At 31.7% G+C, this 20,350-nt stretch carries 7 protein-coding genes; all 7 read left to right on the top strand.

The window, feature by feature from the left end:
• A partial coding sequence (locus AB8B90_RS06340; RefSeq protein WP_405334855.1) for a T9SS type B sorting domain-containing protein occupies positions 1-2,195 on the top strand: 2,195 nt, incomplete at its 5' end.
• A gap of 40 nt (positions 2,196-2,235) precedes the next feature.
• The gene (locus AB8B90_RS06345; RefSeq protein ID WP_405334857.1) at positions 2,236-4,077 is read left to right on the top strand and encodes a gliding motility-associated C-terminal domain-containing protein; all 1,842 of its coding nucleotides are present in this window, start codon (positions 2,236-2,238) and stop codon (positions 4,075-4,077) included.
• Positions 4,078-4,570: 493 nt separating this feature from the next.
• Positions 4,571-9,415 carry a choice-of-anchor L domain-containing protein gene (locus tag AB8B90_RS06350; protein ID WP_405334859.1) on the top strand — a complete coding sequence of 1,615 codons (4,845 nt, stop codon included), beginning with the start codon at positions 4,571-4,573 and terminating at the stop codon, positions 9,413-9,415.
• Positions 9,416-9,579: 164 nt separating this feature from the next.
• Positions 9,580-15,246 carry a choice-of-anchor L domain-containing protein gene (locus AB8B90_RS06355; protein ID WP_405334861.1) on the top strand — a complete coding sequence of 1,889 codons (5,667 nt, stop codon included), beginning with the start codon at positions 9,580-9,582 and terminating at the stop codon, positions 15,244-15,246.
• Between the two features lie 73 nt (positions 15,247-15,319).
• Positions 15,320-17,650, top strand: coding sequence for a choice-of-anchor L domain-containing protein (locus AB8B90_RS06360; protein ID WP_405334863.1), 2,331 nt, complete (start codon positions 15,320-15,322; stop codon positions 17,648-17,650).
• Between the two features lie 84 nt (positions 17,651-17,734).
• A complete protein-coding gene (locus AB8B90_RS06365) occupies positions 17,735-19,660 on the top strand; it encodes a BatA domain-containing protein (protein ID WP_405334865.1) in 1,926 nt (641 codons plus the stop codon).
• Positions 19,657-20,350, top strand: a 694-nt coding sequence (locus AB8B90_RS06370; RefSeq protein WP_405334867.1) for a dihydroorotase, incomplete at its 3' end; no start/stop codon positions are given. The genes AB8B90_RS06365 and AB8B90_RS06370, both read left to right, overlap by 4 nt.

Genomic DNA, 20,350 nt, shown 5'->3' on the forward strand with positions numbered 1-20,350 from the left:
ATGGTGTTTTATTAGATGTTAATGGTACACTTCAAAATAGAGGCCGAATTGGCTTACCTCCTTTTATTCAGTCACTATTTAATTCTCAAATTGATATTATTCAAAATGGCATCAGTACAACCGAATTAAAACTTTGTACAGGAGATTCATACACACTTTTAGCCGAAGATATTCCTGGCGCAGATTATACGTGGAAGAAAGATGGGTTACCACTAACCGAAACTACATTTCAACTATTTGTTGATACTCCTGGCTTTTATGAAGTTTTTGTTGAACAAAATAATGGCGAATGTCCGATAGAAGGTGAAGCTGTAGTTGGTATTTTTGACATACCAACTGCGACACAACCGTCTAATCTCATTGACTGTGATGAGTTTGGATTTTCAACTTTTGATTTGACAATTCAAGATGCTCAAATACTAGATGGCCAAGATCCTGTCCTCTATTCAGTTAGATATTTCACTAGTCAACTAGATGCAGATAATAATGAAAATGAAATTACTGGAGAGTTTAACAATACTGAAACTCCGCAAACTATTTACGCTAGAGTAGACAATAATGACAACCCAAATTGTTTTGAAACCACGACATTTGACATTAATGTTTTTATTACACCTTCTATTGCTATTCTAGAAGATATTACTGTTTGTGATACTGGAATAAATAGTATGGATGGCTTTGACACATTAATCCTTTCAGATTTAAATACAGATATTTTAATTGCTCAAGACGCTACTCTTTACACCATAACCTATCATCCAACTCAGCAAGACGCAGATGATAATACAAATGCACTACCCAATACATATACGAATGTAACAGCTTTCACAGAAGAGATTTTTGTTCGTATGGAGAATAACACAAATACAGATTGTTATGCTACAGATTCGTTCATCTTTACAATTAATGAAACACCTGAAGCGATTGATACTACAATTATTCAATGTGACGAAGATGGCATTCCAGAAGGGTTTACAACATTCGATTTAAATCAAGTATTTGAAGACATTACAAATAACGCTTCAGATAAAATAATTAATTTTTATGCATCCATTGCAGATTTAGAAAATAATGAAGATGAATTAAATCCAGATGCATTTGATAATTATCAAAATCCGCAAATAATTTATGCACTAGTAACAGATATAAATTCTGGATGTACTAATACTGCTGAAATTACATTGCTAGCAAGTTCAACAGCTTCTAATGATACGTTTATACAAGCCTGTGACGACGATGGAACTGAAGATGGTTTTTATAATTTTAATCTTTCAGATACAGAAAACACAATACTGTTTGGATTACCTGTTGGCTTAGATATTACATATTATGAAACTTATGAAGATGCGCTAATTGAAGACAATCCTTTAGGAACTAACTTTACCAATACGATACCTTATTCTCAAACTATTTATGGAAGAGTAGAAAATGCTAATGCTTGTTTTGGTATAAGTAGTATTGAATTAACTGTTTTTGAATTACCAGATATAGAAACTCAAGAAGAACTGCTGTACTGCTTAAATGACTTTCCTGAAACCATTACATTAACCAGTGGACTTATTAATGATATTCCAAATAATTATTATTACGAATGGTCTACTGGTGAAGACATGTTTGAAATTGAAGTGAATGAACCTGGAACATATACAGTTCGTGTAACTAATACAAACGGCTGTTTTAAAGATCGTACAATTACAGTTTTACCCTCAGATATAGCCTCAATTACTGATATTCAAGTTACAGATGCCTCATCAAATAATTCCATTTCTGTATTTGTTACAGGCGTAGGGATTTACGATTATGCATTAGATAATATTTTAGGCCCTTATCAAGAAAGCAATGTGTTTACAAATGTTGATTTTGGATTTCATACTGTTTATGTTCGTGATATAGAAAATAATTGTGGAATTACTGAAGAGGAAGTTTCGGTCATTGGTTTTCCGAAATTTTTTACGCCAGATGGTGATGAAGTCAATCCGTTTTGGCAGGTAAAAGGCATTTCGCAACAGTTTCAACCAAATACACAAATATTAATTTTTGATCGCTATGGAAAATTATTAGCAGAAATAGATCCTCTTGGTCCAGGTTGGGATGGCACTTATAATGGTGCCAATATGCCGTCTAGTGATTACTGGTTTGCAGTAACATTACAAGATGGTAGAGTCTTTAAAAGTCATTTTACATTAAAACGCTAATAATAAAATTTTGTAAATTCATCTATTAAAATTAATAAAAATGAGGTTTAGCAAGTTTGTGATTTATACTTTCTTTTTCGCTATATCTTTTTCAGTATTTGGTCAAGACATTGAACTATTTCAACAATTTAATGGTCGATATGATTACACTGCTATTGGTAACACGCTGAATCCTTTTGAGAATAATATTGTTCAAAGTTTTTGCAATCCTCTAGAATCATCTACTGCAGATTTAAATCTTTCTATTGATAATACAATTGTGGCTGCTTACTTATATTGGGCTGGCTCTGGCACTAGTGATTCTTCTGTAGAATTAAACGGTATCCCCTTCGAAGCTGATGGCATTTATAATGTTAACTATTTAAGTGAAGATTTTGGGTTGTTAAACTACTTTTCCTGCTATACAGATATAACAGATTTTATAATTTCAGAAGGTAATACTACATATGAATTATCAAACTTAGATATAACTGAAGCTCTCGCAAGTAACATCGGATATTGTGAAACTAGAACTAATTTTGCAGGTTGGAGTGTCTATATCATTTATCAAAATGACAGTTTACCTTTAAATCAAGTCAACTTATACCAGGGTTTAGATATCATCAATAGTAATAATCAAGAAATCACAATTGTTATTGACAATTTAAATGTTATTGACAATTCTGGAGCGAAAATTGGGTTTTTAGCTTGGGAAGGTGATGATGACCTCAATTATGGAGAGAGCCTGTCTTTTAATGGTAACGTTCTTTCAAATCCGCCTTTAAATTTTGTTGATAATGCTTTCAATGGAACAAATACATTTACAAATTCTACTACTTTTTTTAATGGAGATTTAGATGTTTATAACATTCAAGATAACATCTCTATAGGTGACACCAGTGCCACAATAGAGATGACTACTGGAGTTATGTTTCCTGATGGTATTAGAGCTGATTTAATAATGCTTAACAATATTATTACTGTGTTAAATAGTCAACTTCCAGATGGTACAATTACTCTTGATGACTATAGTCTTGATTGTAATAATAAAACTTTGACAATAGATTATACCGTTTTTAATGTAAATAGCACAGCCATTATTCCTGCTAATACTAGCATTGCCTTCTATGCTAATGGAATATTATTTCATTTAGATGAAACTCAAAATGATATTCCGATAAACGGATTTGAAAACAATTCTATAACTATTACAATACCAAGTAATATTTCAGAAATAACTACATTTAATTTCGTTATTGATGATGATGGTTCTGGTAACGGAAGCCTTATAGAAACTAATGAAAATAATAACAATTTTGAGACACAACTTGAACTCTTATTCCTAAGTCCTATAGAACTTTTGCCAAATACAATTAAATGTAATGAAGGTTTTAACTCTGCAGTTTTTGATCTTATTTACATATTAGAGATTAACAACATAAACACACCTAATGAAGTATATTTTTATAATAGTCTTACAGACTTAGAATCTAACTCAAATCAAATTCTTAATCCAGAAAATTATAATAGCACAAACAATCCGCAAACAATTCATGCCATAGTTGGCGAGCTACCATGTTATACTTCTTATGCATTTGATCTTTTAGTAGAAAACTGTCCAGCTTCAATTCCTGGAGGATTTTCACCAAACAATGATGGTATAAATGACTGGTTCAACATTCAAGGACTCTACAACATATTTGAAAAACATGAGCTAAAGATCTTCAATAGATATGGAACACTAATTTTTGAGGGAGATAATGATACCCCTTGGTTAGGAAAAACAAATCGAGGTATTAATAATCTAGGAAAACTTGTCCCTGTTGGTACTTACTATTATATTTTAAATTATAACGAACCAAATTATGAGCCTAGTATTGGTTGGGTTTATGTCAATTACTAAAGTTTTAAAATTTAATTTTGTTCGTCGTATTTATTTATCATTAGTGCTACTATACTATAATTTAGTGACTATTGTTTAGTTATCTTCCCTCATTTTTTATCCATTACAATAACCCCAAACCTAAACTAAAATGGAAATTCCTCTTGCATATTGCTTTTATCATTCAGGTTTTATTTTAAACATGCACAAGCTCTTCATTTGATAAATTTATTAATTAAACTCTAAACCTATCTAAGCTTCAAACTCCAGATATATTATGATATACGTTAGGATTTATATATATATTTTCAGACCAAAAGAACGCAAAATGATACTCAAAAAAGCTTCAGATTTTGTAATCATCAGAAAGTGTAAATGTTAATTTTTTATGCATTTCATCGTAAAAATTTGCATTTCATCTAATTCGGTTCTATATTTCGCCCAGTTAATATTAAAGAATTAGCTAAAAGTCCCAAACCTCGTGGCTAACCACCATGAACTTAACCGCTTAAAAATGAAAATTTTAAAACAATCCCTCGCAGTTATATACTGCTTATTTCTTGGCTCATTAGTTTATGGTCAACAAATAACTATCGACGACTCTTTTACAGAGCAACAACTCATTGAAGACAACTTAGTTCAAGGTTGTGTAGAAACCTCTAACATTAGTTCACAAGTCAACGGATCAATAAACGGATTTAATAGTTTTGCTTACTTTGAGCGTGCAGGATCCAACTTTCCCTTTCAAAATGGAATTATGTTATCTACCGGAAACGCGCTTTCTGGAGGTAATACTCAAAATAACGAGATATTAAATGAAGGAGAAAACAATTGGACAACTGATTCGGATCTAGAAACGGCTTTGGGTATTTCAGGAACCTTAAATGCGACATCAATAGAGTTTGATTTTGTTTCGGTTTCTAATCAAATTCAATTTAACTACATTTTAGCTTCCGAAGAATACTTTGGAAACTTTCCGTGTGAGTATTCAGATGGTTTCGCTTTTCTAATTAAAGAAGCTGGATCAAGTGATTCTTATACAAATATTGCACTTATACCAGGAACCACTACTCCTGTTAATACTAATACAATTCATGATGAAATTGTTGGATTTTGTGCGGCTTCTAATGAACAATATTTTGAAGGTTTTAATTTAGGAGATACAAACTATAATGGTAGAACAACTGTTATGACTGCAACTGCTGGGATCATTCCTAACATTCAATACCATATTAAAATCGTTATTGCTGATCAAACAGATAAAAATTATGATTCAGCTGTATTTATTGAAGGTAATAGTTTCAATGCAAACGTAGACCTTGGAGACGATATTCAAACCTGTGCAAGTAATGTAACATTAGATGGAAATATAGACAATCCTCAAGCGATATATACTTGGTCTTTAGATAATACTTTAATTCCAGGTGAAGATCAGCCAACTTTAAATGTTACCCAATCGGGAGATTATACAGTATCAATTGAAATACCTTTAACTAACTCTATTTGTGTCATTGAAGATACAGTAAATGTTTTACTAAGTTCAACACAATCTGCTGATGCCATATCAGACTTTCAACTTTGTGATGATAGTAGTGGTAATGAAATTGAATTATTTGATTTATCTACAAAAGACTCTGAGGCATTAGCTTCCGTACCTTCATCTAGTTATACTGTAAGTTATCATTATACACAAAACGATGCACTTACAGGAACAAATGCTATTACATCTCCTATTCAAAACACAACAAATCCACAAACGATATTCGTGAAAATTGAAGATTCTGTTAATGGATGTCTTGCATTTCAAAGTTTCGACTTAGTTGTAAATCCTTTACCAAATATAGTAGACCCAACAGTATTAATATTATGTGATGATACAACTTCAGATGGTGTTACTACCATTGATCTATCACAAAAAGATGATGAGATTACTGATGGCAATTTTGATTTACAAGTGACCTATCACTTAACACAAAATGATGCTGAAAATGGAACAAATAGTATTCCCTTACCATATGTAAATACAAACCCAACTGAAACCTTATATGTAAATGTAACGGATATCAATACTGGTTGTTCTAGCGCTACATCATTGGATATAGAAGTCTTAGACAACCCGGTTATTAATACTGAACCTCAGTATCTTGATGCTTGTGATATGGATCATGATGGTTATGCAGAATTTGATTTAACGTCTGTAATCGCTGATGTTTTACAAGGAACAACAGGTGTTAATGTAACATTTCATGTCACTCAAGAGGATGCAGATTTAGGCATTAATGCGATTGCAAATGAATCGAACTATGAAAACATTACAATTGATGAACAAATTGTATTTATAAGAGTAGAAAATCAAGGCAGTGGATGCGCTAGTATTACACCTATAGAGTTGCATACAAACTTATTGTTAACTGCAACTAATCTCAGAGATTTTACTTTGTGTGATATTGGAAATGATGGTGAGGAAGAATTTGATTTATTAAATATTACTGGAACAATAATTGGAGACTTAGAGGATGTATTAGAGATTGATATTACAATTGACTTTTACCTAACTGAAAGCGATAGAGATAATCAAGTAAACGCTATTGATCCTAATCTACCTTTTGAACCAACTTCAATACCTCAAACATTATACCTTGTTATCACAAGTCCTACATGTCAGGAAATTGATGATATTGAAATTGTATTAAATCCAGTTGTTGAATTTGATTCCATTGGATTAGTCTCAGTATGTGATTCAGATCAGGATGGATTTACAGGAATTGATTTGACACAGTTTGATGATCAAGTTACTGACAACTTTCCAAATTTCTCAGTGAGCTATTTTGCTTCTCAAGAAGATGCAGATAATAATGCAAATACATTACCAACAATTTATACCAATACATCTAATCCTCAAACTATATTTACAAGAATTACAGATAACGCAACAGGTTGTGCTGATTTAAACTCTTTTCAAGTTCAAGTTTTACCAGCTCCTGAAAGCATTACTCCTAACGATATTATTATATGTGATCCTAATCAAAATAATATATCAGTAATTAATCTAAATGATAAAATCTCAGAAGCTATAACAGATACAACAAACAGAATTATTACATTCCACAATAATCTTTCAGATGCAGAAAACAATACTAATAGTATTATAGAAACTACAAACTATACTGCTGTAACTGGTACAATTGTGATGAGAATTGAAAATAACATTACTGGTTGTTATTCTACAGAAAGCTTTGAAATTATTGCAAATACACTTCCTATAATAAACCCAATAAGTTTATATAAGTTTTGTGAAGTTGGTGATGATGGTCTTGGTGAGTTTATATTTTCAACACAAGATGCTGATATTCTAAACGGACAAACAGGAAAAGAAGTACTCTATTTTGAAACTGCTTTTGACGCAGAAAACAACACCAACCAAATAGATAAAGACAATATTTATGTGAATATTTCAAATCCACAAACCATTTTTGTAAGAGTTGAAAATGTTACAGATGCAAATTGTTACACTACTTCATCTTTTCCTATTGAAGTTGGAACAAATCCAGAATTTAATGAACCAACTGATATCTTTATTTGTGATGATATTACTAATGATGGTAGTGTAGAATTTGATTTTAATGTCCAACTTGATGAAATTACGCAAGGGTTTTCAGAAATTCAAGAAGTGACCTTCCATACCTCGCAAGTAAGTGCAGAAAACAATACCAATCCATTACCTCTTAACTACAGCAACACTGTTAACCCACAACAAATTTATGTAAGAATTAACAACGGAACTATTTGTGAATCTTATACTTCATTTGTACTAAATGTAATTGCTGCTCCAGATGTTAACTTACCACAACCGTTAATAGAATGTGATGTAGATTATGATGGAATCATCACTTTTGACTTAACACTTTCAGAATTTGATATTCTTGATGTAAGACAAGATAATATTGAAATAACATATCATGAAACTTTTGAGGATTCATTCTTAAATGCCAATACCATTTCAAATCCTCAGGAATATACAAACCTTACGGCATCACAAACAGTATATGTTCGTGTCACGAATACTATTTCAGATTGTTTTGTTTCTGTGCCATTAGAGCTTATTGTAAACCTACCTCCTGTTATAAATGAAATAGCTAATTATGAAGTTTGTGATAACGATACTGATACAACAGATTTAACTGAAATTAATTCAAGTATATTGTTGCAAACAACTAATGTATTAATTGATTATTATCCTACAAGACAAGATGCTGAAGATCTAACTAACGTTCTAAATTCAATTTACAATTACCAGACTACTAGTGATGCTATTTTTGCCCGTGTTGAATTTTCTACAACGCATTGTTTTTATATTCATGAATTTGACTTATTGGTAAATCCTGCACCTATTGCTAATCAACCAAACGATTTAATTAATTGTGACGACGATTATGATGGGTTTTTAGAATTTGATTTAAGTCAACAAAATACAGAAGTATTGGGTGGTCAAAACCCTGGAAACTTTTCAGTAAGTTATTACGACGATAATATTTTAGCGGAAGAAGCAGAAGATGCTTTACCTACAATATATGAAGCATCTAACCAACAAATTATTTATGTTCGTGTTGAAAACAACAATACAGGATGTTATACATTGACTTACTTTAGGACTATAGTTAATCCTAAACCTTTAGTAGATATAGAAGATCAAGTTATTTGTTTAAACAACCTTCCTCTCATAGTAAGTGCTAATACAAATCAAACTGGAGATACTTATCTATGGTCAACTAACGAAACCACACCAGAAATCGAGATTACTGAAATTGGCACCTATTCTGTTACTGTGACCTCTCCTTTTGGATGTGAAACAACAAGAGTGTTTAACGTTTCAGAATCTGAAACTGCAACCATAGAAATAACTGAAACTGTAGATTTTTCAGATCCAAATAATATAACAGTAACTATTAGCGGAATTGGTAATTATTTATATCAATTAGATGATGAAGAACCTCAAATCTCTAACACATTCGAGAATGTGAGTATTGGTTATCATACGCTTAGAATTATTGATCTTAATGGTTGTGCTGAAGTTACAAAAGAGGTTGTCGTAATTGACGCTCCAAAATTTATGACGCCTAACAGTGATGGTTACTTTGATACTTGGCATATTACAGGTGTAGAAACCTTACCAGGTACTATTATTTATATTTATGATCGTTATGGCAAAATGCTTACACAACTCACCTCATCATCAGAGGGTTGGGACGGAAGATATAACGGAAACTTAATGCCAGCAAACGACTATTGGTTTTTAGCTAAAGTTAGAAAAGGTAGTATTGCATTTGATGTAAAAGGTCATTTTTCATTGCGATACTAAATACATAAACCTTATTAAAAATGCATTTTATCTGATAAAAATCCCTTTAGACACCATAAAACCTCTAAAAACATAATTTTTATTTACATTCACAAGTTCTAGATTCGACTGCCTCGAAATCTACATAATTGGATTTATCTATTTATTACACCTAACCGTATTAAATGAAGATATTTAAGTACTTGTGTATTGGACTGTTTTTGTGTTTCACTTATACAGCAATAGCACAGCAAATCTCTACTGAGAACGCTGCTAACCTAGAAGCTTTAATTCAAGCTAACCTAGGGCAAGGCTGTGTAGACATATCTAATGTATCTTCTTCAGTGAATGGTCAATCTGAAGGCTTTAGCAGTTATGGTGCTTTTAACAAAGAGAATTCAAATTTTCCTTTTGAAAATGGAATCATTTTATCTACAGGTAATATTCAATCTGCAGGTAATAATGTTAATGCAAGTAATTTAAATGATGGCTCTAGTAATTGGTCTTCAGATTCAGATTTAGAAAATGTTTTAGGTCTTTCAGGAACATTAAATGCGACATCAATTGAATTTGATTTTCTGTCTACTACTAGTCAAATATCCTTTGATTATATATTAGCTTCAGAAGAATACAATTCTAATTTTCCATGTCAATATTCAGATGGTTTTGCTTTTCTTATTAAAAGAGCTGGTACTACTGATCCATTTACAAACATTGCTTTAATTCCTGGAACGTCTATTCCAGTTAATACGAATACCATTCATGACGAAATTGTAGGGTTTTGTCCTGCTGAAAATGAATCATATTTTGAAGGTTATAATATTGGTGACACAAATTACAATGGACGAACTACAGTTTTGACTGCAACAGCATCCATTCAACCAAATGAATTATATAAAATAAAACTAATCATTGCCGATCAAACAGATCAAAATTATGATTCTGCAGTTTTTATACAACAAACAAGTACACTTTCTTCTGTAGATTTAGGTCCAGATATGAATACCTGTGCACAGTCTTTAATTCTTAATGGAAATGTCGATAATAGTGCAGCTTCATATCAATGGTTCGATAATGGGCAAATCATACCTGGTGCAACAAATCCATTATACCAAGTTACCCAATCTGGTACTTATGGAATTGAAGTCACAATTCAAGTCAATAATATTTCATGTATGATTGAAGATGAAGTTGAAGTCAATTTAGGTTCTGAACAAGATGTTGGTAATGTTTTTGATTTTATGATTTGTGATGATGATTCTAATAATGGTATAGAAGTTTTTGACTTGACTACTAAAGACAATCAAGTTTTAAATGCATTACCAAGTGGTACTTACGATATAAGTTATCATCTTAGCAATGCAGGAGCACTTACTGGAACTGGTACAATTACTGCTCCTTGGCAAAACACAACAAATCCTCAAACCATATATGTGAGAACTGAAGAAGTAAATACAGGCTGCTTAGGCTTTACTACTTTTGATTTGGTGGTTAATGAATCACCTATTTATGATCCACCTTCAGATATAAATATTTGTGATGATAGTGTTGCAGATGGTATTACTACAATAGATCTAGTTGAAACTGCTGCTGCTATTACTAATGGTAGCGCAAATATTGTTGTTTCCTTTTTTACCTCACAAATTGATGCAGAAATAGGTTTAAATCCTGTTGGGATCCCTTACACAAATACCAACCCTAATGAAACTCTATTTATTAGAGTTCAAAACAATGATACAGGATGTTTTAATACAACTTCTTTAGAAATAAATGTGTTAGAAAACCCAGTACTCAACCCTGAAATCCAATGGATTAATGCTTGCGAAACCGATAATGATGGCTTTGAAATCTTTGATATAACTTCAGTTGAAAACGACGTCCTTCAAGGAACAACTAATGCTTCAGTTAGTTACTATGAAACTTCTACAGACGCTCAAGATGGCACCAATCAAATTCCAGATCCAACTTCTTATCAAAATACAACACCTAACTTTCAGTTGGTTTATATTAAAGTTACTAATAACACCTCAGGATGTTCATCCATTACGCCTATTGAGCTTCATACAAATATCGTAGATTCAGGTTTCAATACTGGTGATTTTGGTATTTGCGATGATGCTTCAAACGATGGTATCGCTGACTTTGACCTAAATCAATTAGAATTATTCGTTATCAATGAATATGAAGGATTTGATATTTCGTTTTTCCAAACTCAAACCGACCAGACGAGTAATAGTAATGCATTAGATAAAACTATTCCTTTTACTGCAACTTCAATTATAACCACAATATATCTGAGCGCAACCATAGATTCTTGTGTACAGTTTAGCACTGTTGACTTAATTATTCATCCTGCTATTGAAATTCAAAATCTTGATAGTGTAGAATATTGTGACAATGATTTTGATGGTTCGACAGCAATTCTATTAGCCACATTTGATGACTACGTTAGTACTGGCATTGACTTTCCTAATGTTAGATATTATTTAACTCAACAAGATGCTTTAGATAATCAAAACATGTTACCTTCTAGCTATACCAATACTGTTAATCCAATAACAGTCTATACTAGAGTTACTAATACACAAACTAGTTGCTACGATATTTCATCATTAGAAATCCTAGTTATTGATCCTCCAATTGTCATGCAGCCCACAGATATTGTTATTTGTGATAATGATCAAGATGCATATTCAATTGTGGATTTGGAAAGTCGAATCCCTGAAATTGTTGCAAATACAACAGACTTGACCTTTACATTTCATACAAGTTTTGAAGACGCAGATAGTGGAACTGACAATATCACATCACCAAATAATTACGACACACAAACGCAAACGATTTTTGTAAGAATTGAAAGTTTAGTAACAACGTGTCACAGTATTGTGAATTTTGATGTTATTATAAACACATTACCTGTATTCACTCCTATCGAAACATTTATAACTTGTGAAAGTGATGGTGATGAAATTAACGACTTCTTCTTTAATTTAAAAGATGATGAAATTTTAAACGGACAAGCAGGAAAGGACGTTTTATATTTTGAAACAGAACAAGATGCAATTGATCGCACAAATAGTATTGACAAAGATGCAGCGTATCAAAATCTTTCAAATCCTCAAACCATCTTTGTTCGGGTTGAAAACGTATCAGATATAACTTGTTTTGGAACATCATCATTAGAAATTGAAGTTGTTCAGTTTGTCACCTATAATCAACCGTCAGACATCACACTTTGTGATGACACAACAAATGATGGAATTGAAGCTTTAGATTTATCACAAAAAATCACGGAGATAAGTTCTGGAATACCTATAAATTTAGGCATATCATTCCATTTTAGCTTTGAAGATGCTGAAACTGGTGTAAATGAGCTACCACTCAATTATACCAACGTATTAAATCCACAAATTATTTACGTTAGAATTGAAAATGATTTATTATGTCCTGCTGTAGCTGAATTTAGTGTTAATATTATTCAAGTTCCAGAAATAAACCCAGCTCCAGATTTAGTTGATTGTGACACCGACTTTGATGGAATAATTTCTTTTGATTTAACTCAGGTTGAAACAGATGTGTTAGATGTAAGAGTTGACGACATCGCTATTACGTATCATGAAACTTTAGAAAATGTTGAAAACAATACTGGAACAATTTTAAATCCAGAAAATTACAGCAATACTTCAAACCCTCAAACGATTTACATTAAAGTTACAAATACTTTATCTAATTGTTACAGTTTTGAAACGGTTAACTTATCTGTTAATTTACCTCCTTTAATAAATGATATTCAAAATTATAATATATGTGTAAATCCAACTAACAGTTTTGATTTAAATGAAATTGACACAGTTATAGTTAATGATAGTACAGATGTGATATTCAGTTATTATGAGTTATCAAGTGATGCACAAAACAGGATAAACGAATTAGATAACAACTACACCTATACCTCATTAAATGATACCATTTTTGCTCGAGTAGAATATATTACTACTGGCTGTTTTTATGTATATCCATTCCAGCTAATCGTCAACCCACTACCTATTGCTAATCAGCCATTAGATTTACAAATTTGTGATGATGAATCTAATGATGGCATTGAAAGTTTTAATCTATTTTTAGTGAACCAATCTGTTATTGGCTCTCAAGATGCTAATGAATTTACTGTAACATATTTCAACTCAGAAGACGAAGCTAACTTAGGTGAAGATCCTGTGACTTATAATTACAATGGACAAGATGGAGAAACGATTTTTGCACGTATTGAAAATAATATTACTGGATGTCATAATGTAACTCAATTTGATTTAATTACTAATCCGCATCCTAATGAACCGTCACCATTAACGAATTGTGATATGGATTACGACAGTAGGACTTCTTTTAATTTGACTCTTGCTGAAGCTGATCTTTTTAATTCAGCAAATCCTAGTAATATCATTTCTTATTTTGAATCTCTTGAAGACCTTCAAAATGATCTAAATGTAATTCCAGACCCGACAAACTACATTAGTCTTTCTAGTCCACAAACTATATATATAAGAGTATTTAATACAGAAGCGAATTGTTACACCTTTGTTCCCTTAGAATTATATGTCAACTTACCTCCTGCTATTAATGCTGAAAATGAATTTGAAGTCTGTGCCAATGATATTGGAATTGTTGATCTTTCTGAAATTAACGCATCGCTATTAGTGCAAACAATTAATACTGATGTTATGTATTATGCTTCGGAAGCCGATGCAATCAATCAATCAAATCCTCTAGATGATCTATATCAATATCAATCAAATAGTGATACTATTTTTGCACGTGTAGAATTTTCTACAACACATTGTTACTTTATTCACGGTTTTAATTTAATTGTAAACCCACTTCCTATTGCTAATCCACCAAATGATTTAGAAACTTGTGATGATGATTATGATGGTAATTTCCTTTTTGATTTGTATTCGCAAAACACTGCTGTTCTAAACGGTCAGAACCCTAATGATTTTACAGTATCGTATTACAATGATTTAATAGCTGCTGAAAACAATACAAACCCATTACACAATTTATACAATACGTTTAACGGAGAAACCATTTATGTTCGTGTTGAGAACAACATAACAACTTGTTATGATATCACTTCATTTGATATTATTATTCATCCTAAACCAGTCTTAGATATTGGTTCACAAGTAATTTGTTTAGAAGATTTTCCGTTAACTGTTAGTGCTAATACAAATCAGATTGGTGATACATACCTTTGGTCTACAAATCAGACAACTCCAGAAATTGAAATCACGGAAATTGGTTCATATTCAGTTACTGTAACTTCTCCTTTTGGCTGTGAAACAGTTGAAGAATTTACTGTTACTGAATCTGAGGCTGCCACAGTGGTTATTACTGAAACAATGGATTTCACTGATCCAAACAACGTGATTGTAACTATTGATGGTATTGGCAATTATTCATATCAATTAGATAATCTTCCGCCTCAGTCATCAAATATATTTGAAAACGTAAGCTTAGGACCTCACACTGTTACAGTGATTGACTTGAATGGCTGTGCTTCTATTACTAAAGAAATTATTGTTATTGATGCCCCTAAATTCATGACACCAAATGATGATAACCGCTTTGACACTTGGCACATTACTGGTGTAGAAAACTTACCAGGAACCATTATTTATATTTTTGATCGCTATGGTAAACTACTCAAAACATTAACTTCTAATTCTCCTGGATGGAATGGTTATTACAATGGAAACCTAATGCCAGTATCTGACTATTGGTATTTAGCCAAAGTAAAAAAGATTGGGAATGAGTTTGAAGTCCAAGGACATTTTGCGTTGCGCTATTAATTTGACCATCTTAACAAATTTTTTGTATTTAAGACTTGTGTGATGCGTATCTTTGCAATCGGAAAAATTGCTAATGAAACCCACATTTTATATTATATGTTTTCTGCTTAGTCTTACTACACTTGGACAAAATATTCAAGTTGATAGTCAGACTTTTTCTGCTCAAGAACTCATTGAAGACATACTAATTGATAGTGATTGTATTGAAAATGTTATTATTACAAATGTTGTTGGTGGTGATTTTAATGGTTCTGACCAGAGTTATGGTTTCTTTGATGCTTCTGGTACAACATTCCCATTTGAAAGTGGTTTAGTAATGAGTACTGGACGATTAGCAAATGTTCCTGGACCTAATAACTCCTTAAGTGATGATGATGCACCAGGCTGGAGTGGAGATTCTGACTTAGAAAATGCACTAAATGAAAGTAACACCATAAATGCAACCATTCTCGAATTCGACTTTACATCGATAGCATCACAAGTTAGTTTTAGATATTTATTTGCTTCCGAAGAATACCAAGAAGGGAATGCAAACACCTGTCAGTTTTCAGATTTATTCGGATTTTTGATTCGACCTGTAAATGAACAACAATACACTAACATAGCATTAGTTCCTGATACCTTTATTCCAGTTAAGGTAACTACTGTGCATCCAGAAATTCCTGGTGGTTGTGAAGCTGAAAATGAATTCTTTTTCGACAGCTTTAATGCCAGCATCACTCCTATTAACTTTAATGGTCAAACAAAACCACTTGTAGCTACAGCTGATGTTATTCCAAATCAAACTTATCATGTAAAACTCGTTATTGCTGATGAACAAAATTTTAGATTTGATTCTGCGGTATTTCTAGAAGCTGGTAGTTTTCAATTATCTACAGACTTAGGGCCTAATCGTTTATTGATAGCGCAAAATGCTTTATGCGAAGATGAAACTTTAGAATTAAATGCAAGCCAAATTAACAGCAACAGTTTCAAATGGTTTAAAGATGATCTAGAATTAGTTTCTGAAACCAATGCAACTTACACGGTCACTGACGCAGGAACTTATAAAGTTGAAGTCACACTTGATAACAATTGCGTATCGTACGGAGAAATTATTATACAATACGTAAATAATCCTGAAGCATTTGATGCTGCTATAGTAGAATGTGACCAAGATCAAGATGGATTTACCACATACGATCTCTTTAATTCACAAAATGATGTTACAAATAATAATGGTTCCATTTTTATTCAGAATTTTTTCCTAACCGAAGCTGAAGCACTTCAAAATATTAATGCGATTCCAAATCCTAACAGTTTTGAGAACACCACTTTACTTCAAACAGTATTTGCACTTGTTGTAAACCAAGCTGGATGCTCTGATATAGCAGAAGTAGAACTGCAAATTTCTAATAACAATTTAAATATTCCAATAATTCAAGCTTGTGATGGTCAGGTAATTGATGGGATTGCAAAGTTTGATTTAAATCAAATCACACAAACAATTCAAAGTCAAATACCAACAGGTGCTTCAGTAAATTATTATGAAACTGAAAATGATGCATTTTTTGAAATTAACCCTTTAAATACCAATTATCAAAATAACATTCCTGACAATCAAATCATTTTTATAAAAATTGAAAATAATAATCAATGTTTTTCTATTGCCTCTATAGAACTTGAAGTTTTGTATACACCTCAGCTTTCTGAAGATGAAGAACTCATTTATTGTTTGAATACATTCCCCGAAACCATTACTCTATTTGGAGGCGTACTCAACGATTCTCCAAGCAATTATTATTACGAATGGCTATTAAATGGTGTTTCAACTTCAGTTAATACAACGTTTAATGATATAAATGAACCTGGTATTTATACAGTAATTGTGACTGATCCTAATGGTTGTTCTTCGAGTAGAACCATAACTGTGAATCCCTCAAATATAGCAACTATTGAAGATATTAGCATTCAAGAAGGAACAAGTAATAATACAATTATTGTTGAGGTTTCTGGCGAAGGCTTATATGAATACGCTCTAGACACATTAGGTGTTATCTTTCAAGAGAGTAATGTATTTACTAATGTGCCTCCTGGATTTCATACTGTTTTCGTTAGAGATTTAAATGGTTGTGGATATATTGAGCAAACAATTTCTGTTTTAGGGTTTCCAAAATTCTTTACGCCTAATGGAGACGAATTCAATGAACGTTGGAAATTATATGGTGTAAATGAAAATTACAACCAAGGTATTGATGTTAAAATATTTAACCGCTACGGAAAATTAATCACTCAACTTAATCATTTAAGTCCTGGTTGGGACGGAACTCTAAACGGACAACCATTACCTTCATCAGACTATTGGTTTGTAGCTACTCTTATTGATGGAAGAACCTTTACTGGTCATTTTACACTAAAACGTTAATTTTCTCAAAAGCTAAGCATACAAATCCCTTAGCATTTTCTATATTTGAGCATTAATTTAATACACAAAAATTACAATCTAGGAATGCAGTTTAAACATCCAGAAATTCTCTACGCTTTACTCCTGCTTATCATTCCTATTATTATTCATTTATTTCAACTTCGAAAGTTTCAAAAGGTTGCTTTTACTAATGTCCAATTTTTAAAAGAGTTAACCATACAGACACGTAAAAGTTCTCAATTAAAAAAATGGCTCACTTTATTAACAAGAATGTTGTTATTAGCTTCTGTTATTATTGCTTTTGCACAACCTTACATTTCAAATTCTGATAGTTTCAATACAAAAAGTGAAACTGTTATTTATTTAGATAACTCGTTCAGTATGCAAGCGCAAAGTACTAACGGAACTATTCTAAATAAAGCCATTCAAGATATTATTGAAAATATTGATGACAATGAGCGTATTTCATTATTTACAAATGATGCAAACTTCTACAATACAAGTATTAAGGCAATAAAAAATGATTTAATACAATTAAAACATTCTCCAAGTCAATTAGACTATGAAGCAGTGGTTTTAAAAGGTAAAAATGTGTTTTCTAAAGATGATAGTTCAATAAAAAACTTAGTACTAATTTCAGATTTTCAGCAAAAAAAGAATGTTATTTCTATAGCTAAAGACAGTACTACACAAATAAAATTAGTGCAATTAAAACCCGAAAACAAAACAAATATTACAATTGATAGTTTGTTTATTTCAAAGTCTACAGTTGAAAATTTAGAATTAACTGTATTACTCAAAAACCAAGGTAGAGGAATTGAAACTTTACCAATATCCTTGTTTAACGATGATAAACTAATTGCAAAAAGTGCTGTAAGTATCGAAACTGAGTCGAGCACAATTTTTACCATTCCTACAAACACTGTTTTTAATGGAAAAATAACCATTGAAGATACAAATCTTCAATATGATAACGAATTATACTTTAATATAGATCAACGGGAGCCGATAAAAGTTTTGGCTATAAATGAAGCAGATGATACTTTCTTAAAAAAGATTTATACAAACGACGAATTTGATTATACAACAACTGCATACAACACCTTAAACTATAATAGTATTGATAATCAAAACTTAATTGTTTTAAATGAATTAAAAGACATTCCTGTGTCACTAGTAACGGCTTTAAAAGCATTTACTAACAACGGAGGAAGCATGTTAATTATTCCTTCAAATAACATATCCTTAAATGCTTACAACCAACTATTTAATAATTATAATTTATCAAATTTTAACACTATTAATTCACAAGAAAAGCGAGTGACTACAATCAATTTTTCACATCCTTTATTAGCAAATGTTTTTGATAAACAAATTCGAAATTTTCAATACCCAAAAGTGAATTCTTATTACAACACAGCAGTAAATTCTGGATCTTCAGTTCTAAGTTTTGAAGATGGTGCTTCTTTCTTATCTCAATCTCAAAACACCTGCCGTTTTTCAGCTGCACTCCAATCTGATAATTCAAATTTTAAAAATTCTCCATTAATAGTTCCTGTGCTATACAATATTGGCAAACAAAGCCTTAAAGTATCTCAATTGTATTATACTTTAGGAGAAGAGCATCGTATTGATATTTCAACCAAACTACAACAAGACGATATTTTAACATTAGTTAATGGAGATGACTCTATAATTCCTTTACAGCAAACTTTTACCAACAAAGTAGCTATAGAAACAAATGACTATCCTGACAACTCAGGTATTATTGCTGTTCAAAATAAAGACACCTTTTTAAAAAATTTAAGCTTTAATTTTAATCGCAATGAGAGTAATCTCAACTATTTTGATCTATCTACTATAGAAAACGCAACTGTAAGTGATTCAATCACTACTGCCATAAATGATATAAAAAGTGCAACGAATGTTAATGAGCTATGGAAATGGTTTGTTATTTTTGCACTAGTATTTATAATTATTGAAATGCTTATCTTAAAATTTCTAAAATGAATGCACTTGTAAAATCAGCCACTATAGTTGATCCTAAAAGCGATTTTCACAATGAAACTGTTGACATCTTGATTGAGAAAGGTGTGATTTCAAAGATATCTAAACGCATTTCAAACCCTAAAAACTTTAAAGAGATTAGGCTAAATAATCTTCATGTTTCGCAAGGTTGGTTTGATAGTAGTGTCAGTTTAGGTGAACCAGGTTACGAAGAACGTGAAACTATTGAAAACGGTCTCAAAACTGCTGCGCATTCTGGGTTTACATCTGTAGCTGTTAACGCAAACACCAATCCTATTATAGATTCTAATGCTGACATCGCATTCTTAAAATCAAAAGCTAATAAACACGCAACTAACCTCTATCCTATAGGAGCCTTAACTCGAAATAGTGAAGGTAAAGATTTAGCCGAACTATTTGATATGAGAAATGCTGGCGCAGTTGCGTTTTATGATTATCAACATCCTATTGAAAACCCCAATTTAATGAAGCTTGCTTTGCAATACGCTAGCAACTTTAATGGTTTGATCTGTTCATTTCCCCAAGAATCAAAAATTAGTGGTTTAGGTGTTATGAATGAAAATATAACAAGTACATCCTTAGGACTAAAAGGAAATCCAGCTCTTGCAGAAGAATTACAAGTTGCAAGAGACCTATTCATTCTAGAATACACAGAAGGCAAACTTCACATCC

It is taken from the genome of Psychroserpens sp. (assembly GCF_045105015.1).
Classification (GTDB): Bacteria; Bacteroidota; Bacteroidia; order Flavobacteriales; family Flavobacteriaceae; genus Psychroserpens.

What these genes read in the sequence shown, in the direction of transcription:
- AB8B90_RS06345 (WP_405334857.1), top strand. Translation starts at nt 2,236, where the DNA reads ATGAGGTTTAGCAAGTTTGTGATTTATACTTTCTTTTTCGCTATATCT.
- AB8B90_RS06350 (WP_405334859.1), top strand. Translation starts at nt 4,571, where the DNA reads ATGAAAATTTTAAAACAATCCCTCGCAGTTATATACTGCTTATTTCTT.
- AB8B90_RS06355 (WP_405334861.1), top strand. Translation starts at nt 9,580, where the DNA reads ATGAAGATATTTAAGTACTTGTGTATTGGACTGTTTTTGTGTTTCACT.
- AB8B90_RS06360 (WP_405334863.1), top strand. Translation starts at nt 15,320, where the DNA reads ATGAAACCCACATTTTATATTATATGTTTTCTGCTTAGTCTTACTACA.
- AB8B90_RS06365 (WP_405334865.1), top strand. Translation starts at nt 17,735, where the DNA reads ATGCAGTTTAAACATCCAGAAATTCTCTACGCTTTACTCCTGCTTATC.